Here is a 16143-nt window from a genome sequence, read left to right as displayed (position 1 = left end):
GGTGGGGCTCGAACAAAGGCCCGGCTCTGCCGGGCCGCTGTACGGCAATCAGCTCGAGCCTGGGGCGCTGATCGATCAGTTCAGCGCTCATCCGCCCGACGGGTTTCAGGTGCTGCGCCTGCCCCAGGCCACACCGGGCTTCGAGGCGGAGTTCGATCTGCTGACTACAGTAGACGGATCGCTCAAGCGCAGGATTGAATCACTTCCCCTTTATCGCCATTGGTCCAAATGGCTGCGTATCCGTACGGCCTTCATCGGCACGACGGTTTCCGAATATGCCCTCTTCCCGGCAGCCTGGTCGGCCCGCTCGCTGGTCAAGCGTCTGCGTAAGGCGCTGGGGTGGTGCTATCCGATGATGATCATCAAGGATATTCCCCAACATTCCCCCCTGCTGGATGACTCGGCCAACCTGTATGCGGAGCGGCTGCTTGAGGCCTGCAAGGCAGAGGGTTTCGTTCTGGTGGAAGGTCAGGCGCTGGCCTATGTACCCATCGATTTCGCCTCCGTGGAGGAATACCTGGGCCGTCTTTCGTCGAGCCGCCGCAAGGATATTCGCCGTAAATGGCGCAAGCGCGAGGCGTTGACGATTCGTGAGGTGCCGACAGGCGATGCGCAGTTCCTGTGTGACGAGCTGATCGACGAGTATTATCGGCTATACCTGAATGTGTACGACCAGAGCGAGATTCACTTCGATCGTCTGTCTCGAGGGTTTTTCGAGCAGATGCTGCGAGATGCAGGCAACGGTGGAATGGTATTCGAGTATCGCCATGAAGATCGTCTGATCGGCTATAACGTGTGCTTCGTGCATGACGGCAAGCTGATCGACAAGTACATCGGGCTGCAATATCCCGAAGCCCGGTCGTTCAACCTGTACTTCATCAGTTGGCTCATCAATCTGGACTATGCCCTCAGCCGTGGTCTGACCCATTACGTGGCCGGCTGGACAGACCCGGAAATCAAATCCTACCTGGGTGCTTCCTTTACTTTCACCTGTCACGCCGTCTATGTGCGCAACACCCCGTTGCGTGGCCTGGCGCGACGCTTTTCCCGGTACTTTGAAAGTGACCGCCAATGGAGTGACAGCCGTGAACCAGCCTATCGTTCTGGATCTTGATGGCTCTATCGGTGCAGTAGACAACGCCCTGCGCCTGGACCTGCGTGACTGGCAGGCACGGGTGCGGTTTGGCTGCCGCGTCTCGACTCTCGATGCCTTCGGCCGTGATGTGGTGGCCCGCCTACCCGTTAACCACGGCCCTGTACTGATGGGTAGTGGTGATTTTCATCATTTGAGCTGGCCGCTCATTGCCCGGCAGACATCCCGTACACGGGGCGTTCGGGTCGTAGTGTTCGATAATCACCCGGACAACATGCGTTATCTGTTTGGTATCCATTGCGGTTCCTGGGTGCGTCGTGTCGCCCTGTTGCCGCAGGTCAGCCACGTTCATGTGGTGGGTATCACCTCGCCAGACATCGGCCGTGGACATGCCTGGGAGAATTACCTGACGCCACTGCGCAGCGGTAAGCTGAGCTACTGGAGCCTGGGCGTAGACACGGGGTGGGCGCGTTGGCTGGGTGTGCAGTCGGCCTTTCGCAACTTTGCCGATGCCGACACCCTGGCTGATACCCTGAGTGAGCTCCTGATTCGTGAGCAGCAACCCACGTACTTATCCATCGACAAGGATGTTTTCAGTCCTTCGGTCGTCCGCACCAACTGGGATCAGGGTGTCATGCTTGAGCATCATGTCATGCAGGCGATTGAGGCCTTGAAGGGGCAGCTCTTGGGCAGTGATATCACCGGTGATGTCTCGGTCTATCGGCACCCCAGCGCCTGGAAGCGCTGGCTAAGCGCCGGCGATGGCCAGACGCTGGAAATACCTGATTTGACCTTACAATCCTGGCAGGTGGAGCAGCATGTGCTCAATCAGCGTTTGGTTAGCCGGCTGAACACGGCGCAGGGCTATGAGCGCGTCATGCGCTCGGCGTGACAAGCCTCTTCAATCACCCCATAGACCACATCAAAATCAGCCTCGCTTAACCAGGGGCTATTACTGATAGCCAGGATTCGACCCGCCAGCCGGCGGGCTTCCTGGCATTCAACGGGCGACTTGTAGGTAAGCGTCGTGTTCAGATAGTGGTAATCCGGCAAGGCATGCACGAAGGGAATGCTCAAGCCGTAGCCACTGCCCCAGGCAGCCTCTAGCACCGTATCGCGGGACGTACGGCTGGGCATGAGCACTAATAAAACGGGCCAGCTCCCCTCGCCCTCATGACCTACAAGGGGAACCAGCCCAGAAAGGGTGCGCAGGCGCTTGAGCCTGCGTTCGGCCTGCATGCGCTGTTGTGCGAGGAAATCGGGCAGGCGCTTCAGGGCGCGAACGCCAACGGCCTGCCGCCAGGACCCGACCTGATGCAACGTAATGGGCAGAGAAAAATATTCATCGGCAGCGGCCACCCAATCCCCTTTCTTCAGCGCACGCCGCAGTGGCAGGCCGTAAGCGAGCCGCAGACCCGCAGGCCGATAGAGGGCGGCATAGCCCAACAACTCGACACTGCGCTTGAATTCCAGCCAGGGTTTTGGCTGCGCCAGCGCCTGACTGGCATGACGCAAGGCCTGACGAATCGTCTCCTCGCGGGCGATAAGGGCGCCGCCTTCAAAAATCGTAAGCCCCTTGCCCACTGCCAGGCTGAAAAAGGCAATATCGCTGCGTGTGCCGATGCTATGACCACCGACACGGCTGCCCAAGCCCTGGGCGGCATCCTCGATCACCCAGGCGCCTACCGCCCGGGCGCATTCAAGCGCTGGGTCGATATCGCTGACCCGGCCGCACAGGTGGGTTGGAACGACGGCCAGGGTCTGCTCGTTGCACAAAGTCTCGAGCATTAATGGATCAAGGTCGAGGCTGTCCGGCTTGAGGTCGCAGAGTTGCAACTCAAGCCCGCATTGGACAACCGCCAGCGCCACCAGCGGGCAGGTATAGGCCGGAACGATAACGGTCGTACGCACAGGTGACAGGCTTTTCAGCGCTGTAAGCGCAATGACCATTGCCGCGGTGCCAGAGCTTTCCAACTGAACATGCTCTACGCCCAGAAAACGCGCCAGGGCGGTGCTCAGGTTACGCTCGCCGCCGGGCAGCAGGTCGCGCAACCGCAAGGGCAGGCCCGCTGTGGGCGGTGCGTCGAAGTAGGCTTTACGAGGAAGCGGCTTCACGGTGTTCACTCAGGGCCAGGCAAACGATGCCCAGGATGATCAAACCGGCAGCCAGCAGTTGTGGCCAGCCCAGATGCTCGTTGAACAGCCACACGGACAGCAGCATCACGGAGACGATCTCCAGGTGCGAGGCCGCAAAGGCCGGGCCGACCGGCACGTGCTTGAGCAGGGTCATCCAGCAGAAAAAGGCGCCGATGTAGCCTACGAACGCACCGTAGATCCATGGATGGCCGAATACCCGCCACAGCCACTCGGTGGTCATCGACAGGGGTTCGGCCTGCATGGCGGCGTATTTGAAGCTCAGCTGCGCCAGCGTATCGAACGCCATGAGTAGCAGAAAACCAATCAGGTAGAAACGCTTCATGCCTGTATCCCCACTACGGCAACGCCAATGGAAATGAGGCTGATGCCCAGCACCCGCAATGGCGTGAGCTTTTCAGCGAAGAAAAAGCGCCCCGCCAGCATGATGGCCACAATATTGATCGAGCCCAGCAGTACACCCTGGGACAGCGGCACCAACGACAGAAACGCCAGCCACACGACAAACTCCATCACGTAGCAGCCGATTCCCAGCCACAGCCACGGGCGACGGCTCATCTCTATCCAGTGCGCAATTCCGTCCTTGTCCGCCGACTCGGTCGCTGCAGCCTTGAACGCCAGCTGGCCGACACTGTCGATCACCACATTGGCGATCCACAGCACGATGACGAGCCCCGGAAAGGTTTCGGCCGTCATGCCGTGACCCTGTCCGCCACAGGCGATACTGCCTGCTCGCCCAGCGCGCTCTTGATGAACGCAACCGTTTCGGAGGCCACCTTGCGCCGCTCACGGTCCACTGTGATCATGTGATAGCTGTCTTCCAGCCAGACCGTTGTCACCGGTCCCTTGACCGAGCGCTCTACCAGTCGCGCGTTGTAGTCGAGGCTGGCAATGTCGTCCTGGGTCGCGTGCATCACGAGACAGGGGGAGGTGATGTCGCCAAGCTGTTTGCGTACCTGGGTAGCCAGGGCATACATCTCTGCCACAGCCCACCAGGGGTTGCCCGGCAAGCCTGCTGCGGCGCTGTCGCCGGAATTCATCTGGTCGACGATGTAGGTGCGCAGCATTTCATCCTTGATGCCATAGGGCGGCTGCTCGATGAACATGGTCTTGCGACCGATGCCCAGCGCCTTGCAGATCGGAAGGATGAAGCAGAAACGGGTGTAGAACGGCATACTCCAGCCGTCGTGGCGGAACATGGTAGCCAGCGCGGCTACGCCGGCAATCCGGTCCGGCTGATCGGCTGCCAGCTTGAGTGCCAGTAGCGCGCCCATGGACAGGCCCGCCACGAAGACATGATCGACCTGCTCGCGCAGCTTGTCCGCTGCAGCGCAAACACTGGCATACCAGTCCTGCCAGCGTGTTTCGACCAGATCATCGGCTGTGCCGCAGTGGCCGGCCAGTTGAACACCATAGACTGTGAAGCCAGCCTTGTTCAGCCCACGGCCGAACAGGCGCATCTCGTTGGGAGTTCCGGTCAGGCCGTGGATCAGAAGGACGCCGGTGCGGCCGCCTTCCAGAAGAAATTCATGTTCAGTCATCGAGAGGGTTGCTCTTGAGGAACGAGCTCGTCCAGCCAGGACAGGGCGTCGTTGAAAGTGGAAATCGGTGCGAAGGGATAGCCGCGCTGGCGGCAATGATCGATCAACTTGTACTTGGCCAGCACAAAGTCGGCACGGCCCGAGACGCAGAAGTCCGAAGTGCTGTCGCCAATGAATAACACGCGTTGCTGGCGCTGGTGCTGAAGGGCAAGCCGCTCGCACTTGCAGGTGCCGCTGTCGCGAAGGCAGTGCGGGCTGGCAAAGGGAGAGGCAAGTTCCCAGCTGCGCTCGCCGGTCTGGGTCAGGTAGTTGGCCTGCACGGGCAGCCCGCCCAGGCCGTGGCGGCGCAGGATATAGCGGATCGCATAATCCAGCCCGTCACTGATGACTTGAATCAGCAGCCCCCGCTCGCCAGCGGCCTCGACAAAAGCACGAAAGCCCGGATCGATGGCGATGCCGTCGAGATGCGTGTGGAACTCCTCCTGTGACATGTCCAGCAGTGCCACCTGGCCCTGCATGCAGTCCCGTGAGCCGATCCGACCGGCCTCCCAATCGTCTTCCAGCTCTTGCCAGCCGGGGCGGCCAAAACGTTCGAGCAGGGAGTCGATCACATCGACCTGGCTGATGGTGCCGTCGAAATCGCACTGGATCATCCAGGGCTGCGAAGGGTTCGGCAAAACCTCGCGAACGACAGGCGTATAGGGCCTGAGCGATTCGTCGAGCACGGAGTGTGAAAGATTATTCATGGAAATTCACCCGTACATTCTGGCCGATACGAAGCGTCGGCGGCTGATCGAACGCGAGCAGGCAGTCGACCACTCGCACGTTGGGATGTCCCTGGCTGTCGTCGTCCAGGTGGCTGCTGCCAAAGAGATCGCCCAGGCGCGTGACGTGCGCCTTCAGGGGCGGCTGGCCGGGCTCGGCTTCCAGCACAACGTCTGCTGTCATGCCCGGCTTCACACGATGCACAAAGCTTTCATTGAGTTCGGCGCGGATTTGCAGCGGGCGCTCCGGCAGGATCACCAGCAGCGGCCTGGCATCCTCTGGCGAAACGAGCGAACCCTGGGTGGCGTTGACGCGCACTACCGTCCCGGCCTGCGGTGCGTGTAGAACGCGCTCGGCCAGCCGATCCTTGGCCAGCGCGACATGCTGGCGGGCAATCTCGACCCCTGCCTTGGCAACGGCCTGTGCCGATTCCAGCTGCTGAACCTGTTGCCGGGCCTCGGTTGCCTGTTGCGGGTCCACTGCACCCTGACGGGCGGCCTTCTGCAATTGCTGCGCGCGCTGGCGTGCTGGCGGCAGACGCTGCTCCGCCGCTTTCTGCCGGGCCTGCGCCTGCGCCAGCTCTGCTTCATAGGCCTTGAGTTCGGTACGGGCGCTTCGGTCGTCCAGCGCTGCCAGTTCGGCGCCGCGCTGGACCGTGTCGCCTTCGGCCACGGTAAGGCGTGCAAGTCGGCCGGCCTGCAGGGATTTAAGCTCCAGCAGCCCACCCTGCACCTCTACCTTGCCCCTCGCCATGGCTACATATTTTGCGGCTTCGATCGCAGCCGGTTTCGCCGGTCGCGGAGGTTTCTTGTCCGAGCAGCCTACGACCGACGCTATCATCAAGGCGGCCAGCAGACTGTGGGTAATACGCATGTTCATCAGGCAAACTCCCTGCGGGCGTGGCTGCCCTGTTCGGAGGGACGCCAGTCACGTTGAATCTGTCCGTCCTCCATCTCCAGTACCCGGTCGGCATGACGGATCAGGCGCGGATCGTGGCTGACGCACAGCACGGTCGAACCTTGCTCATGGGCGATGCGTTGCAGCATCCGGGCGACGTTTTGTCCGTTTTCGGCATCCAGGGCACTGGTGGGCTCATCGGCAAACAGCAGTTGGGGGCGCTTGGCCAAGGCGCGGGCAAGTGCCACACGCTGCCGCTCGCCGCCAGACAGCGAAGCCGGGCGCAGGTCGAGCCGGTGAGCCAGCCCCACTTCCTTGAGCACCTGCCGGGCGCGCTCCAGGGCGTCCTGGTTGGAAAAGCCCAGATAGCCCAGCGGCAATGCCACCTGCTCGGTAGCGGTTAGCGCCGGAAACAGATTGAAGCCCTGAAAGACAAAGCCGGTGTGCTTGAGGCGGAAGCGCTCAAGGGCACGCTTGGCCAGTCCACCTAGCTTCTGGCCCAGAGCGCGGGTCTCACCTTCGTCCGGCGCCTGCAACCCACTGAGCAGCGACAGCAAGGTGCTCTTGCCACAGCCCGAAGGCCCTGAAATCAGGGTCAGCTCACCCGGATAGATGGAGACGGACAGCCGTTGCAATACGTGCAGGCGAACCATGCCCATGAGGAAGGATTTGCTGACCTCATCGGCTTCCAGGCTGGGAGCAGGACGCTTCACAGGAGTCATGTCATTACCTCAACAGCAGTGCAGGGTCAGCGCGCAGCAGGCCGCGCATGGCAATGAGCCCGGACACGAGCGCAAGGCCCAGGACCAGGGCGGCGCAAATCAGCGCGATCGGGGTATTCATGGCCACGGGGACGTCATGGCGGGCGGCGACGCTGAGCAGAACCGTGCTGGTAATCCCGGTGACAAGCAGGCCAAGCCCGCCGACCCAACAGGACTGTTCAAGCACCACCTGACTTAGCGACCGAAAGCTGGCGCCCAAGGCGTTGAGCACCGCATATTCGCGGGCAGAGGCGGCTACCATAGCCATCAGCGACTGGCTGGTGATCACCCCGCCGACCAGACAGACAATGCCTGCCATGAACAGTACGGCTACCCCCGCGCCGGTATCGAACATCCAGTAGAGCTGGGAGCGCCAGGCAAACTGCTTGGCTGTCCAGACCTCGAAGGGACCGAAAGATGGGTTGGCGACCAGGCGGGCCTGGGCCGCCTCGACATGGCTGGGCTTGCGCACCTTGGCAACGTAATAGGTCGGTCCGCTGCCAGGATTGTCATCCCCCTGCAGCAGGCGGGCCGTGTCCAGTGAGGCCAGCACGTTGACGCCACCCAGGCCGCGCAGACCGGCAATGGCCGCGACGACATGAACGCGATGGCCATTGATCCATGCGGATTGATCCAGGCTGACGCCCAGCTGATTCAGTTCCGAGCGGTCGACGATGACGGCGTTGGGCTCTTCCAGGCGCTGGCGCAGTCCTGAGGAGAGTAGGCTGGAAAACATCATGCCCTGGCGGCCCGGATTGATCCCCGATACAAAGACCGAGACGCCACCGCTTTTCTCATGGGTGCCATGCCAGTCGCCTTCCACCCAGATATAGGGTTCTACATCGGTAACATCCGGGTCCATGCGCAGGCGCATTTCCACGTCAGGACTGATCGTCCGACCAAAGTTGACGCTCTGGGTGCCTGGATAGCCCGCCCATAAATCGGCGGATGAAGACGAGACATACACCGCCGCGCTGCCAAAGATACCCAGCACCAGTGCAGCCTGCACCGTCAGCAGCACACCGGAAAAGCCAATGGCCAGAATGGCTGGCAGAAAGCGGCGCCATTCGTGGAACAGCGTCTTGCGGGCCAGGGCAATCATGTGTGCTTCTCCCCGGCTCCGGCAGGAAGCGGTGCGCCGCCCAGCGCCTTATAGAGCGCCACGAATGCCAGGCTTCGACGAGCCTGGGCCGTGGTAAGTTGAAGCGAGGCCTGCAACTGGTCACGCTGGGCGTCTAGCTGCTCCCATTGGCTGGTCAGGCCTAGTTGAGTCAGGGTCAGGCCGTGCTGCGCCCGTTTGTCCAGTGCCGCTTCTGCCTGCTGCAGGTGCTCGACCCGCTCCTGCTCCTGGCTAAAGGCTGCCAGGGCCGCTTCGGTCTGGGCAACGCTGTCGAGCAAGACCTGGCGGTAACCCTGCAAGGCGGCCTTCATAGCGTACTTCTGGGCTTTCTCTGCGGCTTTGCGCTGGCCCCAATTGAAGATAGGCAGGTCAATAATCGGACCTACCATGGGAACGCTGTTTGAGCGGACCTTTTCGTGCATTGTCATGTTGTAGGCATACAGATAGGAAGTGCCCAGCGCGACGTGAGGATAGAGATTGGCATGGGCCAGACCCAGCTCACCGGCTGCCTGCAGGACGTCGGCTTCTGCCCTTTGGATATCGGGGCGCGTACGCAAGAGGTCACTGGGCACCTGCTGCACCGAGACCTGCTCGATGCGCGGCAGCGGCTGTACCGTATTCCAAGAGGCATCTGGCGAGGTCTGTCCCAGCAGGGCGGCCAGGGATTGCAGGGCTCGTGCCTGGACCTGGTGGGGTTGCGCCAGGCGTGCCAGGGTCTCGGCTCGTTGGGCCTGGAGTTGCAGGCGCTGATCGGGCGACGCCAGATGGCTGGGAATACGGATATCCAGCAGGGCCAGGGCCTTCTGGTCCAACGCAGCCAGGGCTTCGAGCGTCTGGATCTGTTGCTGGGCGGCGCGCAGTTCGAGGTACTGGCGCACCACTTCCGAAACTACAGTGACCTGGGCGGCCTGCTGCTCGGCTTTGGCCTGCTTTATCCTGGCTTTGGCCTGCTTTTCAGCACCTTCACGCGCGCCAAACAATCCCAGGTCCCAGACCGCGTCCAGGCTGATCTGGAAAAAAGTATCCGTGGCCGAGACTTCTTCGCTGCTGCGGGTTGCCAGTGACAGTTGGGGTAGATAATTGGCGTCAGTCTGGCGTGTCAGCGCGCGGGCCTGCTTCAGACGGCTCGAGGCTTGGGCCAGCGTCAGGTTATCGGATACCGCACGTGCCACCAGCTTATCCAGTACGGGATCGTTGAAGGACTTCCACCAGCCGTGCAGATCAACGGTCGGCGCTGCCGATGCAGGCTGGGCAACCTGTTGCTGCCACTGGCCCGGCAGCGTCTGGGGCAGCGCCGGTGCATCGATCTGCGAGCAGCCCGCCAGCACCGTGAGTGCCAGGCTGCAGGTAGAGCGAAACGTGACCGGAAAGCGAACCATACGACAGCGAACCCTGGACAGCGAGTATCCAATCGAAAGAGGTTTGTGTAGCCCGAGGCTACGGCGTGAGGGAATTGTGCAAAGTCAAACTTGCGTGGCTTTGCAGGTTTTGTGGAGGAACGATGGAGACGCGAACGTCCGGTGCGGATGAATGAACGTACAGGTATGAAGTCCAAGTCGATACGCTTGGTTTGCGCTAGTTTGGTAGTCCGCGGAGCTACCCTCGTAGAGGTGTGAGCAGGTCCGTATACTGCTTCGGATTGAACTCAGAGGCGCTATGTATGAGTAACGACCCCCGGCCATCAGGTCCTCTCGTCCTGTTCGTGGAGGATGAGCCGAGCATCTCGGATATTCTGGTGGCTTATCTGCAACGTGACGGCTTGCGTACCGTGCATACGGCGGACGGGCTCGAAGCCCTCCAGCTGTTCCGTCGCCTGCGTCCGGATATCGTGCTGCTCGATATCCGCCTGCCCGGCATGGATGGTGTAGACATCCTCAAGACCATCCGCAACGAAAGCGAGACGCCGGTCATCATGGTCAGCGCCCTGGCCGACGATCTCGACAAGATGCTCAGCCTCCGCCTGGGGGCCGACGACTATGTGGTCAAGCCGTATAACCCGGCCGAGGTTGTGGCCCGTGTCCGGGCGGTACTGCGCCGCACCAGCGCTGTCCAGGCGCAGACACATACGTCTGCCCCGCTGCGCGTAGGTCGTCTGGAAATCGATCAGCAGGCCTACATGGCCCGGGCATACAGCGAAGGCGGCGAAGCTCAGGTCCTGCCACTGACCCTGACCGAATTTCGTTTGTTGAGCACGCTGGCCAACCAGCCTCGCCGCTGTTTTTCGCGCAGCGAGCTGATCGAGTCCTGCCTGCCGGAAAGCGACGCGCTGGACCGGGTCATCGACTCGCATTTGAGCAAGCTGCGGCGCAAGCTTCAGGATGCTGGCTGTGATGATCTGATCGAAACTGTACGCGGCATTGGGTATCGACTATGGCCCGAGTCCTAGACCGTATATGGGTCCGCTTCGGGCTGAATATTGTTGCCACGGTCTTTGTGACCATCGGCCTGCTCTGGGCCACCATCTTCATCTACACACAGTACGAGTACGACCGCTTCTACAACAACCTGCCCGTCAACGTCCGGCAGGAGATGGATCAGCTCGAGGCGCAGGATCAGGACAACAGTCCTCGGATGATTGAGATCTACAGCCAGTACTGGCGGGGCGATCCCTGGGACGGCGAGCAGCTGGCGCTTGTCCTGGGGCTGGTGTTCTGTCTGCCGTTCGGTCTGATCGCCGGGCTCTGGACGTCGCGACTCGTGACCTTGCCGGTGGGGTCCATTGCCGAGGCGGCCAACCGGATCGCCCTGGGCGATTTCAGCGTGCGGGCGCACAGCAAGAGCCAGCGTGGCGAGCTGGCGGATCTAGTACGCGATTTCAACCACATGACCGATTCCCTGGAATCTTTAGAGCATGAGCGCAAGGCCACTGCGGCTGCTATCTCCCATGAGCTGCGCACACCTATCGCTATCCTGCAGGCTCGGTTACATGCCTTGTGCGATGGCGTTATTCCGGCTGAGCCGCTGGAATTTCAAAAGCTACTCGAACAGGCTGAACACCTGGGGCGGCTGGTGGATGATCTGCATACCCTGTCGGTAGCCGATGCCGGGCGTTTGTCGCTCCATATGGTCACGGTGGATCTGGCTGAAGTGGCGCGGGACACCCTGGGCAAATATGCCAGCCGTCTGGACAGTTATGGGATTGAGGCCGAGCTGGCGGTGGAGGCCCCGGACCTCACGGTCAAGGCCGACGAGGATCGGCTGCGACAGATCCTTAACAACCTGATCGAAAATGCGCTGCGCTATGCACGGGAAGGCGGCTGGCTGGAGCTTCGCCTGAGTACCCATGCCGAACAGGCCGTAATCGTGCTGAGCGATGCCGGTCCCGGCCTGCCTGATGTCATCAAGGCCAATCTGTTCAAACGCTTTCAACGCGCGGATGCCTCGCGCAATCGGGCCAGTGGGGGAACCGGCCTGGGCCTTGCCATCGTCAAGACGCTCACGGTGCTGCAGGGTGGCCGCATCGAGGCCGGTGAGTCGGCGCGTGGCGGCGCACAGTTTCGTATCTATCTGCCGTTGAGCCGTGCCTGATCGCGTATCAACATAGCCGATACCCAAGGCGATTGGCATAATCGCGCCGGCTTGCAGGCCTGAAGCCGCAAGCCGGACCTTTCGACTGGCCGCGCCGCTGGCGCTCGACCGGCTGAAAATGGATTTTCACCCCTTATACGAGTTCTCTCATGAAAAAAGCAGCTGGAATTGCTGTCGGTATTGCCCTGGTCGTTGGAGCGGTCGCTGTGGGCGGTGCCTGGTATACAAGTACCCAACTGGAAGGTGCGCTCAACCAGGCCATTGACCAGACCAATGCACAATGGGCCAAGACGCTACCTGATCAATCGGCGCATATGGAACTGGTCAGCCTGGACAAGGGACTCTTCAAGAGTACCGCCCATTACCGCATCGTTCTGCCGGGTAGCGGCTTGGGATTGGACACGCCGATTGAAGTGCTCATGGTCGACCACCTGGAGCACGGCCCTTTCCCTGCGTCCCGTCTGGCCTCCTTCAAGCTGGCGCCGGTCATGGCCAGCAGCCATTTTGCGCTGGAATCCAGCCCCAGCCTGCAGGCTTGGTTCACGGCTGCCAACAATGCGGTACCCGCGTACGGCACAGCGGTAATTGGTTACGACCAGCAGGTGAATGGCACGCTGACGCTGCAGCCCTTCGAGCTTAATGAGGATGAGCGACACGTAGCCTTCGCTGGGGCAACGCTTGGGTTCAAGACTGACCTTGAGCTGAAACGCTATCAGCTCGACCTGTCGGCGGACAGCCTGGTGCTGACCTCGCCGACCAAAAACGGAGCGATGGTCAGCACGACGTTGAAAGGCATGCGTGTTACCGCCGATCGCAGCCTGGGACAGAGCGGGCTGTATACGGGCCGCTCGGACCTGGGCCTTCAGTCGATGCAGATCCAGGGAGACACCCTTCCACCGGTAGTCATGCGCGATATCACTGCCCAGGACAATCTGCAGGAGCACGGCCTGCGGCTCGCCGATACCATCCACTACACACTGGGTGGCATGACGGTTGACGGTAAGGAGGTAGGAAGTGGCCGTATGTCCCTGAGCTTCAGGGATATCGATGCGGCAGCCTTGCAAGGCATAGCGACCACCTATTCGCAGTATGCCGAGCGTGTCCAAATCGATCCGGAAACCCAGCAGATGCCCGCGATGCTGCCGGAAGAGCGGGCCCGTATGCAGGCCTTTGGCAGTACGTTGCTGGCGGCCAATCCCGTGGTCACGCTGGACGAGTTGTCCTTCAAGACCGCTCACGGCGAGAGCCGCTTCAACATGGCGGTCAACCTGACGCGTCCGGCGGAATACGGCCATCTGTCGCCCGCCGAGGTGTACCAGCAGATGATCAGCCGGCTGGATATGCAGCTTCGCCTTTCCAAGCCGATGATCGCCGACCTGCTCTCGCTCAAGCGCGATCCGTCCCAGGATGCTGCCGACGCTGCCCAGGAGGCCAAGGCGGCAGGTGAGGCAATAGGCGACATGGCGGCGTCGTCGCAGATGGCTCGGGTGGAAGGCGATGACATTGTCGCTACGCTCAACTATGCCGACCACATGGTCGACTTCAACGGCCAGAAAATGACTCCGGAGCAGTTCGCCATGCTGATGCAGAACACCGCGCTGGCGGCTATCACCATGTCAGCGCTGGCGCCGAGCGAACAGTGATTCTGGTGCACGCGGTGGCTGGCTGATGCCGCCGCGTTTCATCGGTCTCGGCAAATAGCACTCCCCGCTCCCGGACAATGGCGCTATAACTAACCCACCTTAGTCAGGGAGCGGTCGCCATGTTGTGGAGTCAGTTCGCCGAAACGCACGAGGTGTTCAATCAGGTCCCGCCGTTGGAAGGAGTCAATCTCTATCGGCTGGATACGCCACTTCAGGAGTGGATACACCGCTACCGCGGTGGTTGGGCGGATGACCGTCTTGGCGTCTATGGGGCGCTGGCGGGAGGACCTCTGATGGCGGCCGGTTTTCTGGCGAACCGGTATCCCCCCGAATTTCACAGCCATGACCGGTACGGTCATCGTATCGACCAAGTCGAGTTTCACCCTGCCTACCACGAGCTGATGCGTACCGCCGTCGAGCACGGTATCCCTTCCCTGCCGTGGACCGATCCGCAGCCTGGCGCGCACGTGGCACGGGCAGGCCTCATGTACCTGCATAATCAGGCTGAAGCCGGTACGAGCTGCCCGCTGACGATGACCTTTGCCAGCGTACCGGCCCTGTTGCACCAGCCGGAGCTGGCTGCGCGCTGGCTTCCCAAGGTCACGGCGCGTGTCTACGATCCGTCCCATGCGCCGATGGAGACCAAGGGCGGTGTGACACTTGGCATGGCCATGACCGAGAAGCAAGGCGGCACTGATGTGCGCGCCAACACCACTCAGGCTCACCCTGTGGGCTCCCCTGGCCCGGGCGAGGCCTATGAACTGGTTGGCCACAAGTGGTTCTGCTCGGCGCCCATGTGTGATGCCTTCCTGACGCTGGCACAGACCGCCCAAGGGCTCTCGTGCTTCCTGCTGCCACGCTTCCGGCCGGACGGCAGCCGCAATCAATTCTACATCCAGCGGCTCAAGGACAAGCTGGGTAACCGCTCTAATGCGTCCAGCGAGGTGGAGTACCGCGGTGCGCTGGCCTGGCTGATCGGCGAGGAAGGCCGTGGTGTGGCGAATATTCTGACCATGGTGGGGATGACCCGCTTCGACTGCATGATTGGCTCCAGCTCGCTCATGCGGCAGGCGCTTACGCAAGCCATGCACCATTGCGCCCATCGGCAGGTCAGTGGCAAACGGCTGATTGAGCAGCCGCTCATGCAAAATGTTCTGGCTGACCTGGCCCTGGAAAGCGAGGCCGCCCTGGCACTTACGCTGCGTCTGGCGCAAGCGCTGGATCAGCCGGACGATACGGGCGAACGGGCCTTCGCGCGGTTGGCCACAGCGGTGGGCAAATACTGGATCTGCAAGCGGGCTCCCGCCTTTATCAACGAGGCGCAGGAGTGCCTGGGCGGAGCGGGCTATATCGAGGACAGCCTCCTGCCACGGTTATATCGCGAGGCGCCGGTGAACTCCATCTGGGAGGGCTCCGGCAATGTGCAGTGTCTGGATGTGCTTCGTACGCTGTCGCGCGATCCGGATGTGGCGGCCGTCCTGTTCCAACATCTGGATGAAGGCCGTGGAGATGTGCGGTTGCAAACCCATGTAGCGCGGTTGAAGGCCGCCTTGGCTGAGCAGGATGATCTGCCGTACCGCGCCCGACAGGTCACGGAGAGCATCGCCCTGGCCCTCCAGGCGCGTCTGTTGCTGGATGCGGGCAACCATGAGGTAAGCGATGCCTTTCTGGCCAGCCGGTTGGGCGAGCGCCACGGTTATGTCTATGGCACGCTGCCTCTGGGCGTGGCGCATGAGGCAATCCTGCGCCGCAGCGCACCCTTGATGGTATAGCGCCAGCTTTCCTGCCCAGGGATGAAACCTTGGGCGGCTCCTGCGGTTCATACCTGTATCGTGTACAAGCAGGTGACGACAGGCATGGGTATGCGCGCCTCCTTTCTGGTGCTGTTGCTGGGCTTCTTCCTTGGAAGTGGCTACGCCCAGGCATGCCGTGCGCCCGGATCTCTGTGCCCCTTCATGCAGGCCGAACAGATTGACGTTCGCCACTCGTCGCCCTCTCCTGCCTCTCAGAATACCCTGATGGTCAAGGCATGCTGCTGCGTTCCGGCACAGGCTGCTGCGGTACGACTAACCTTTGCCCGCGCGCCCCTTCCTTCGGACCCTTACGCGCCGTCCTTCTACCACTCCGTATACCCCTCCCTGCCCGATCCACCTCCCAAGGCCGTGCCCGTTTGAGCCCATCGATTAACCCTTATTTCAAACGGAGAACGATCATGACGACTTCTGCTTACGACACCTGCATCAAAGCCTGCTCCAACTGTGCCCTCGTCTGCGAAATGTGCGCATCGGCGTGCCTACGGGAAGAAGACGTGAAAATGATGGCACGCTGTATCCAGCTTGACCGGGACTGCGCCGACCTGTGCGCCCTGGCAGCGGTGCTGATGCAGCGCGAGAGCCCTTTGGCCAAGGAGTTTTGTGCACTGTGCGCCAAGGCCTGCCGTGCTTGCGGTGAAGAGTGTGCCAAGCATGACATGGACCACTGCCAGGCCTGTGCCAAGGCTTGCCTGAGCTGCGCGGAAGAATGCGAGCGCATGGCGGCCTGATCCATCCGTACCCCGGCGCTCCGGCGCCGGGCCCTTTCGCTTTGGAATGTGGCCAACCGTGAGCTGACAAGGTCAGCGGCCATCTGCCTGCAAGGAGCT

Annotated in this window: 17 protein-coding genes; 8 read left to right on the top strand and 9 right to left on the bottom strand. The window is 61.5% G+C overall.

The genetic code is table 11. The annotated features are described in order from the left end of the window. Window position 1: 1 nt before the first annotated feature. Both B3729_RS05240 and B3729_RS05235 read left to right on the top strand, forming a co-directional pair. A complete protein-coding gene (locus B3729_RS05240; protein WP_286787300.1) occupies window positions 2-1114 on the top strand; it encodes a GNAT family N-acetyltransferase in 1113 nt (370 codons plus the stop codon). Further along, window positions 1086-1985 (top strand): arginase family protein, encoded by a 900-nt coding sequence (locus B3729_RS05235; protein ID WP_286787299.1) that lies wholly within the window; start codon window positions 1086-1088, stop codon window positions 1983-1985. Before B3729_RS05240 ends, B3729_RS05235 begins: the two co-directional genes overlap by 29 nt. On the opposite strand, the gene B3729_RS05230 is transcribed toward B3729_RS05235, so the two are convergent. Genes B3729_RS05230 through B3729_RS05190 form a run of 9 tightly spaced genes read right to left on the bottom strand, consistent with a single transcriptional unit; the run spans window position 1958 to window position 9710 of the window. Next, window positions 1958-3208 (bottom strand): DegT/DnrJ/EryC1/StrS family aminotransferase, encoded by a 1251-nt coding sequence (locus tag B3729_RS05230; protein WP_286787298.1) that lies wholly within the window; start codon window positions 3206-3208, stop codon window positions 1958-1960. The genes B3729_RS05235 and B3729_RS05230 overlap by 28 nt on opposite strands. Then, window positions 3189-3572, bottom strand: a complete 384-nt coding sequence (locus B3729_RS05225; protein ID WP_010796411.1) for a DMT family transporter — start codon at window positions 3570-3572, stop codon at window positions 3189-3191. Before B3729_RS05225 ends, B3729_RS05230 begins: the two co-directional genes overlap by 20 nt. Continuing rightward, on the bottom strand, window positions 3569-3943 hold the full coding sequence (locus B3729_RS05220; RefSeq protein ID WP_286787297.1) for an EamA family transporter: 375 nt from the start codon (window positions 3941-3943) through the stop codon (window positions 3569-3571). The genes B3729_RS05225 and B3729_RS05220 overlap by 4 nt, the downstream gene beginning before the upstream one ends. After that, on the bottom strand, window positions 3940-4788 hold the full coding sequence (locus tag B3729_RS05215; protein ID WP_122041165.1) for an alpha/beta hydrolase: 849 nt from the start codon (window positions 4786-4788) through the stop codon (window positions 3940-3942). The genes B3729_RS05220 and B3729_RS05215 overlap by 4 nt, the downstream gene beginning before the upstream one ends. Beyond that, on the bottom strand, window positions 4785-5534 hold the full coding sequence (locus B3729_RS05210) for an MtnX-like HAD-IB family phosphatase (protein WP_286787296.1): 750 nt from the start codon (window positions 5532-5534) through the stop codon (window positions 4785-4787). The genes B3729_RS05215 and B3729_RS05210 overlap by 4 nt, the downstream gene beginning before the upstream one ends. Beyond that, entirely contained in the window at window positions 5527-6432 is a 906-nt protein-coding gene (locus B3729_RS05205) for an efflux RND transporter periplasmic adaptor subunit (protein WP_286787295.1), read from the bottom strand. The genes B3729_RS05210 and B3729_RS05205 overlap by 8 nt, the downstream gene beginning before the upstream one ends. Then, a complete protein-coding gene (locus B3729_RS05200) occupies window positions 6432-7172 on the bottom strand; it encodes an ABC transporter ATP-binding protein (protein ID WP_010796416.1) in 741 nt (246 codons plus the stop codon). Before B3729_RS05200 ends, B3729_RS05205 begins: the two co-directional genes overlap by 1 nt. A gap of 4 nt (window positions 7173-7176) precedes the next feature. Beyond that, the gene (locus B3729_RS05195; RefSeq protein ID WP_286787294.1) at window positions 7177-8313 is read right to left on the bottom strand and encodes an ABC transporter permease; all 1137 of its coding nucleotides are present in this window, start codon (window positions 8311-8313) and stop codon (window positions 7177-7179) included. Beyond that, on the bottom strand, window positions 8310-9710 hold the full coding sequence (locus B3729_RS05190; RefSeq protein WP_286787293.1) for an efflux transporter outer membrane subunit: 1401 nt from the start codon (window positions 9708-9710) through the stop codon (window positions 8310-8312). Before B3729_RS05190 ends, B3729_RS05195 begins: the two co-directional genes overlap by 4 nt. A 281-nt stretch (window positions 9711-9991) precedes the next feature. Here B3729_RS05190 and B3729_RS05185 point away from each other — a divergent pair, with 281 nt between their 5' ends. From B3729_RS05185 to B3729_RS05160, 6 genes are all read left to right on the top strand, one after another. Continuing rightward, complete coding sequence (locus tag B3729_RS05185) at window positions 9992-10717, top strand: response regulator (protein ID WP_219651362.1); 726 nt, start codon at window positions 9992-9994, stop codon at window positions 10715-10717. Then, a complete protein-coding gene (locus B3729_RS05180) occupies window positions 10702-11859 on the top strand; it encodes a sensor histidine kinase (protein WP_239383238.1) in 1158 nt (385 codons plus the stop codon). Before B3729_RS05185 ends, B3729_RS05180 begins: the two co-directional genes overlap by 16 nt. Before the next feature lie 149 nt (window positions 11860-12008). Continuing rightward, complete coding sequence (locus B3729_RS05175; RefSeq protein WP_286787292.1) at window positions 12009-13502, top strand: YdgA family protein; 1494 nt, start codon at window positions 12009-12011, stop codon at window positions 13500-13502. A gap of 119 nt (window positions 13503-13621) precedes the next feature. Further along, window positions 13622-15274 (top strand): isovaleryl-CoA dehydrogenase, encoded by a 1653-nt coding sequence (locus B3729_RS05170; protein ID WP_286787291.1) that lies wholly within the window; start codon window positions 13622-13624, stop codon window positions 15272-15274. Window positions 15275-15364: 90 nt separating this feature from the next. Beyond that, window positions 15365-15676 (top strand): hypothetical protein, encoded by a 312-nt coding sequence (locus tag B3729_RS05165; RefSeq protein WP_286787290.1) that lies wholly within the window; start codon window positions 15365-15367, stop codon window positions 15674-15676. Between the two features lie 38 nt (window positions 15677-15714). Further along, window positions 15715-16044, top strand: a complete 330-nt coding sequence (locus B3729_RS05160; protein ID WP_286787289.1) for a four-helix bundle copper-binding protein — start codon at window positions 15715-15717, stop codon at window positions 16042-16044. Window positions 16045-16143 lie beyond the last annotated feature (99 nt).

This window comes from Pseudomonas sp. UBA3149 (assembly GCF_002364655.1).
Classification (GTDB): Bacteria; Pseudomonadota; Gammaproteobacteria; order Pseudomonadales; family Pseudomonadaceae; genus Chryseomonas; species Chryseomonas luteola.
This window is presented reverse-complemented; position numbering and strand designations above follow the sequence as displayed.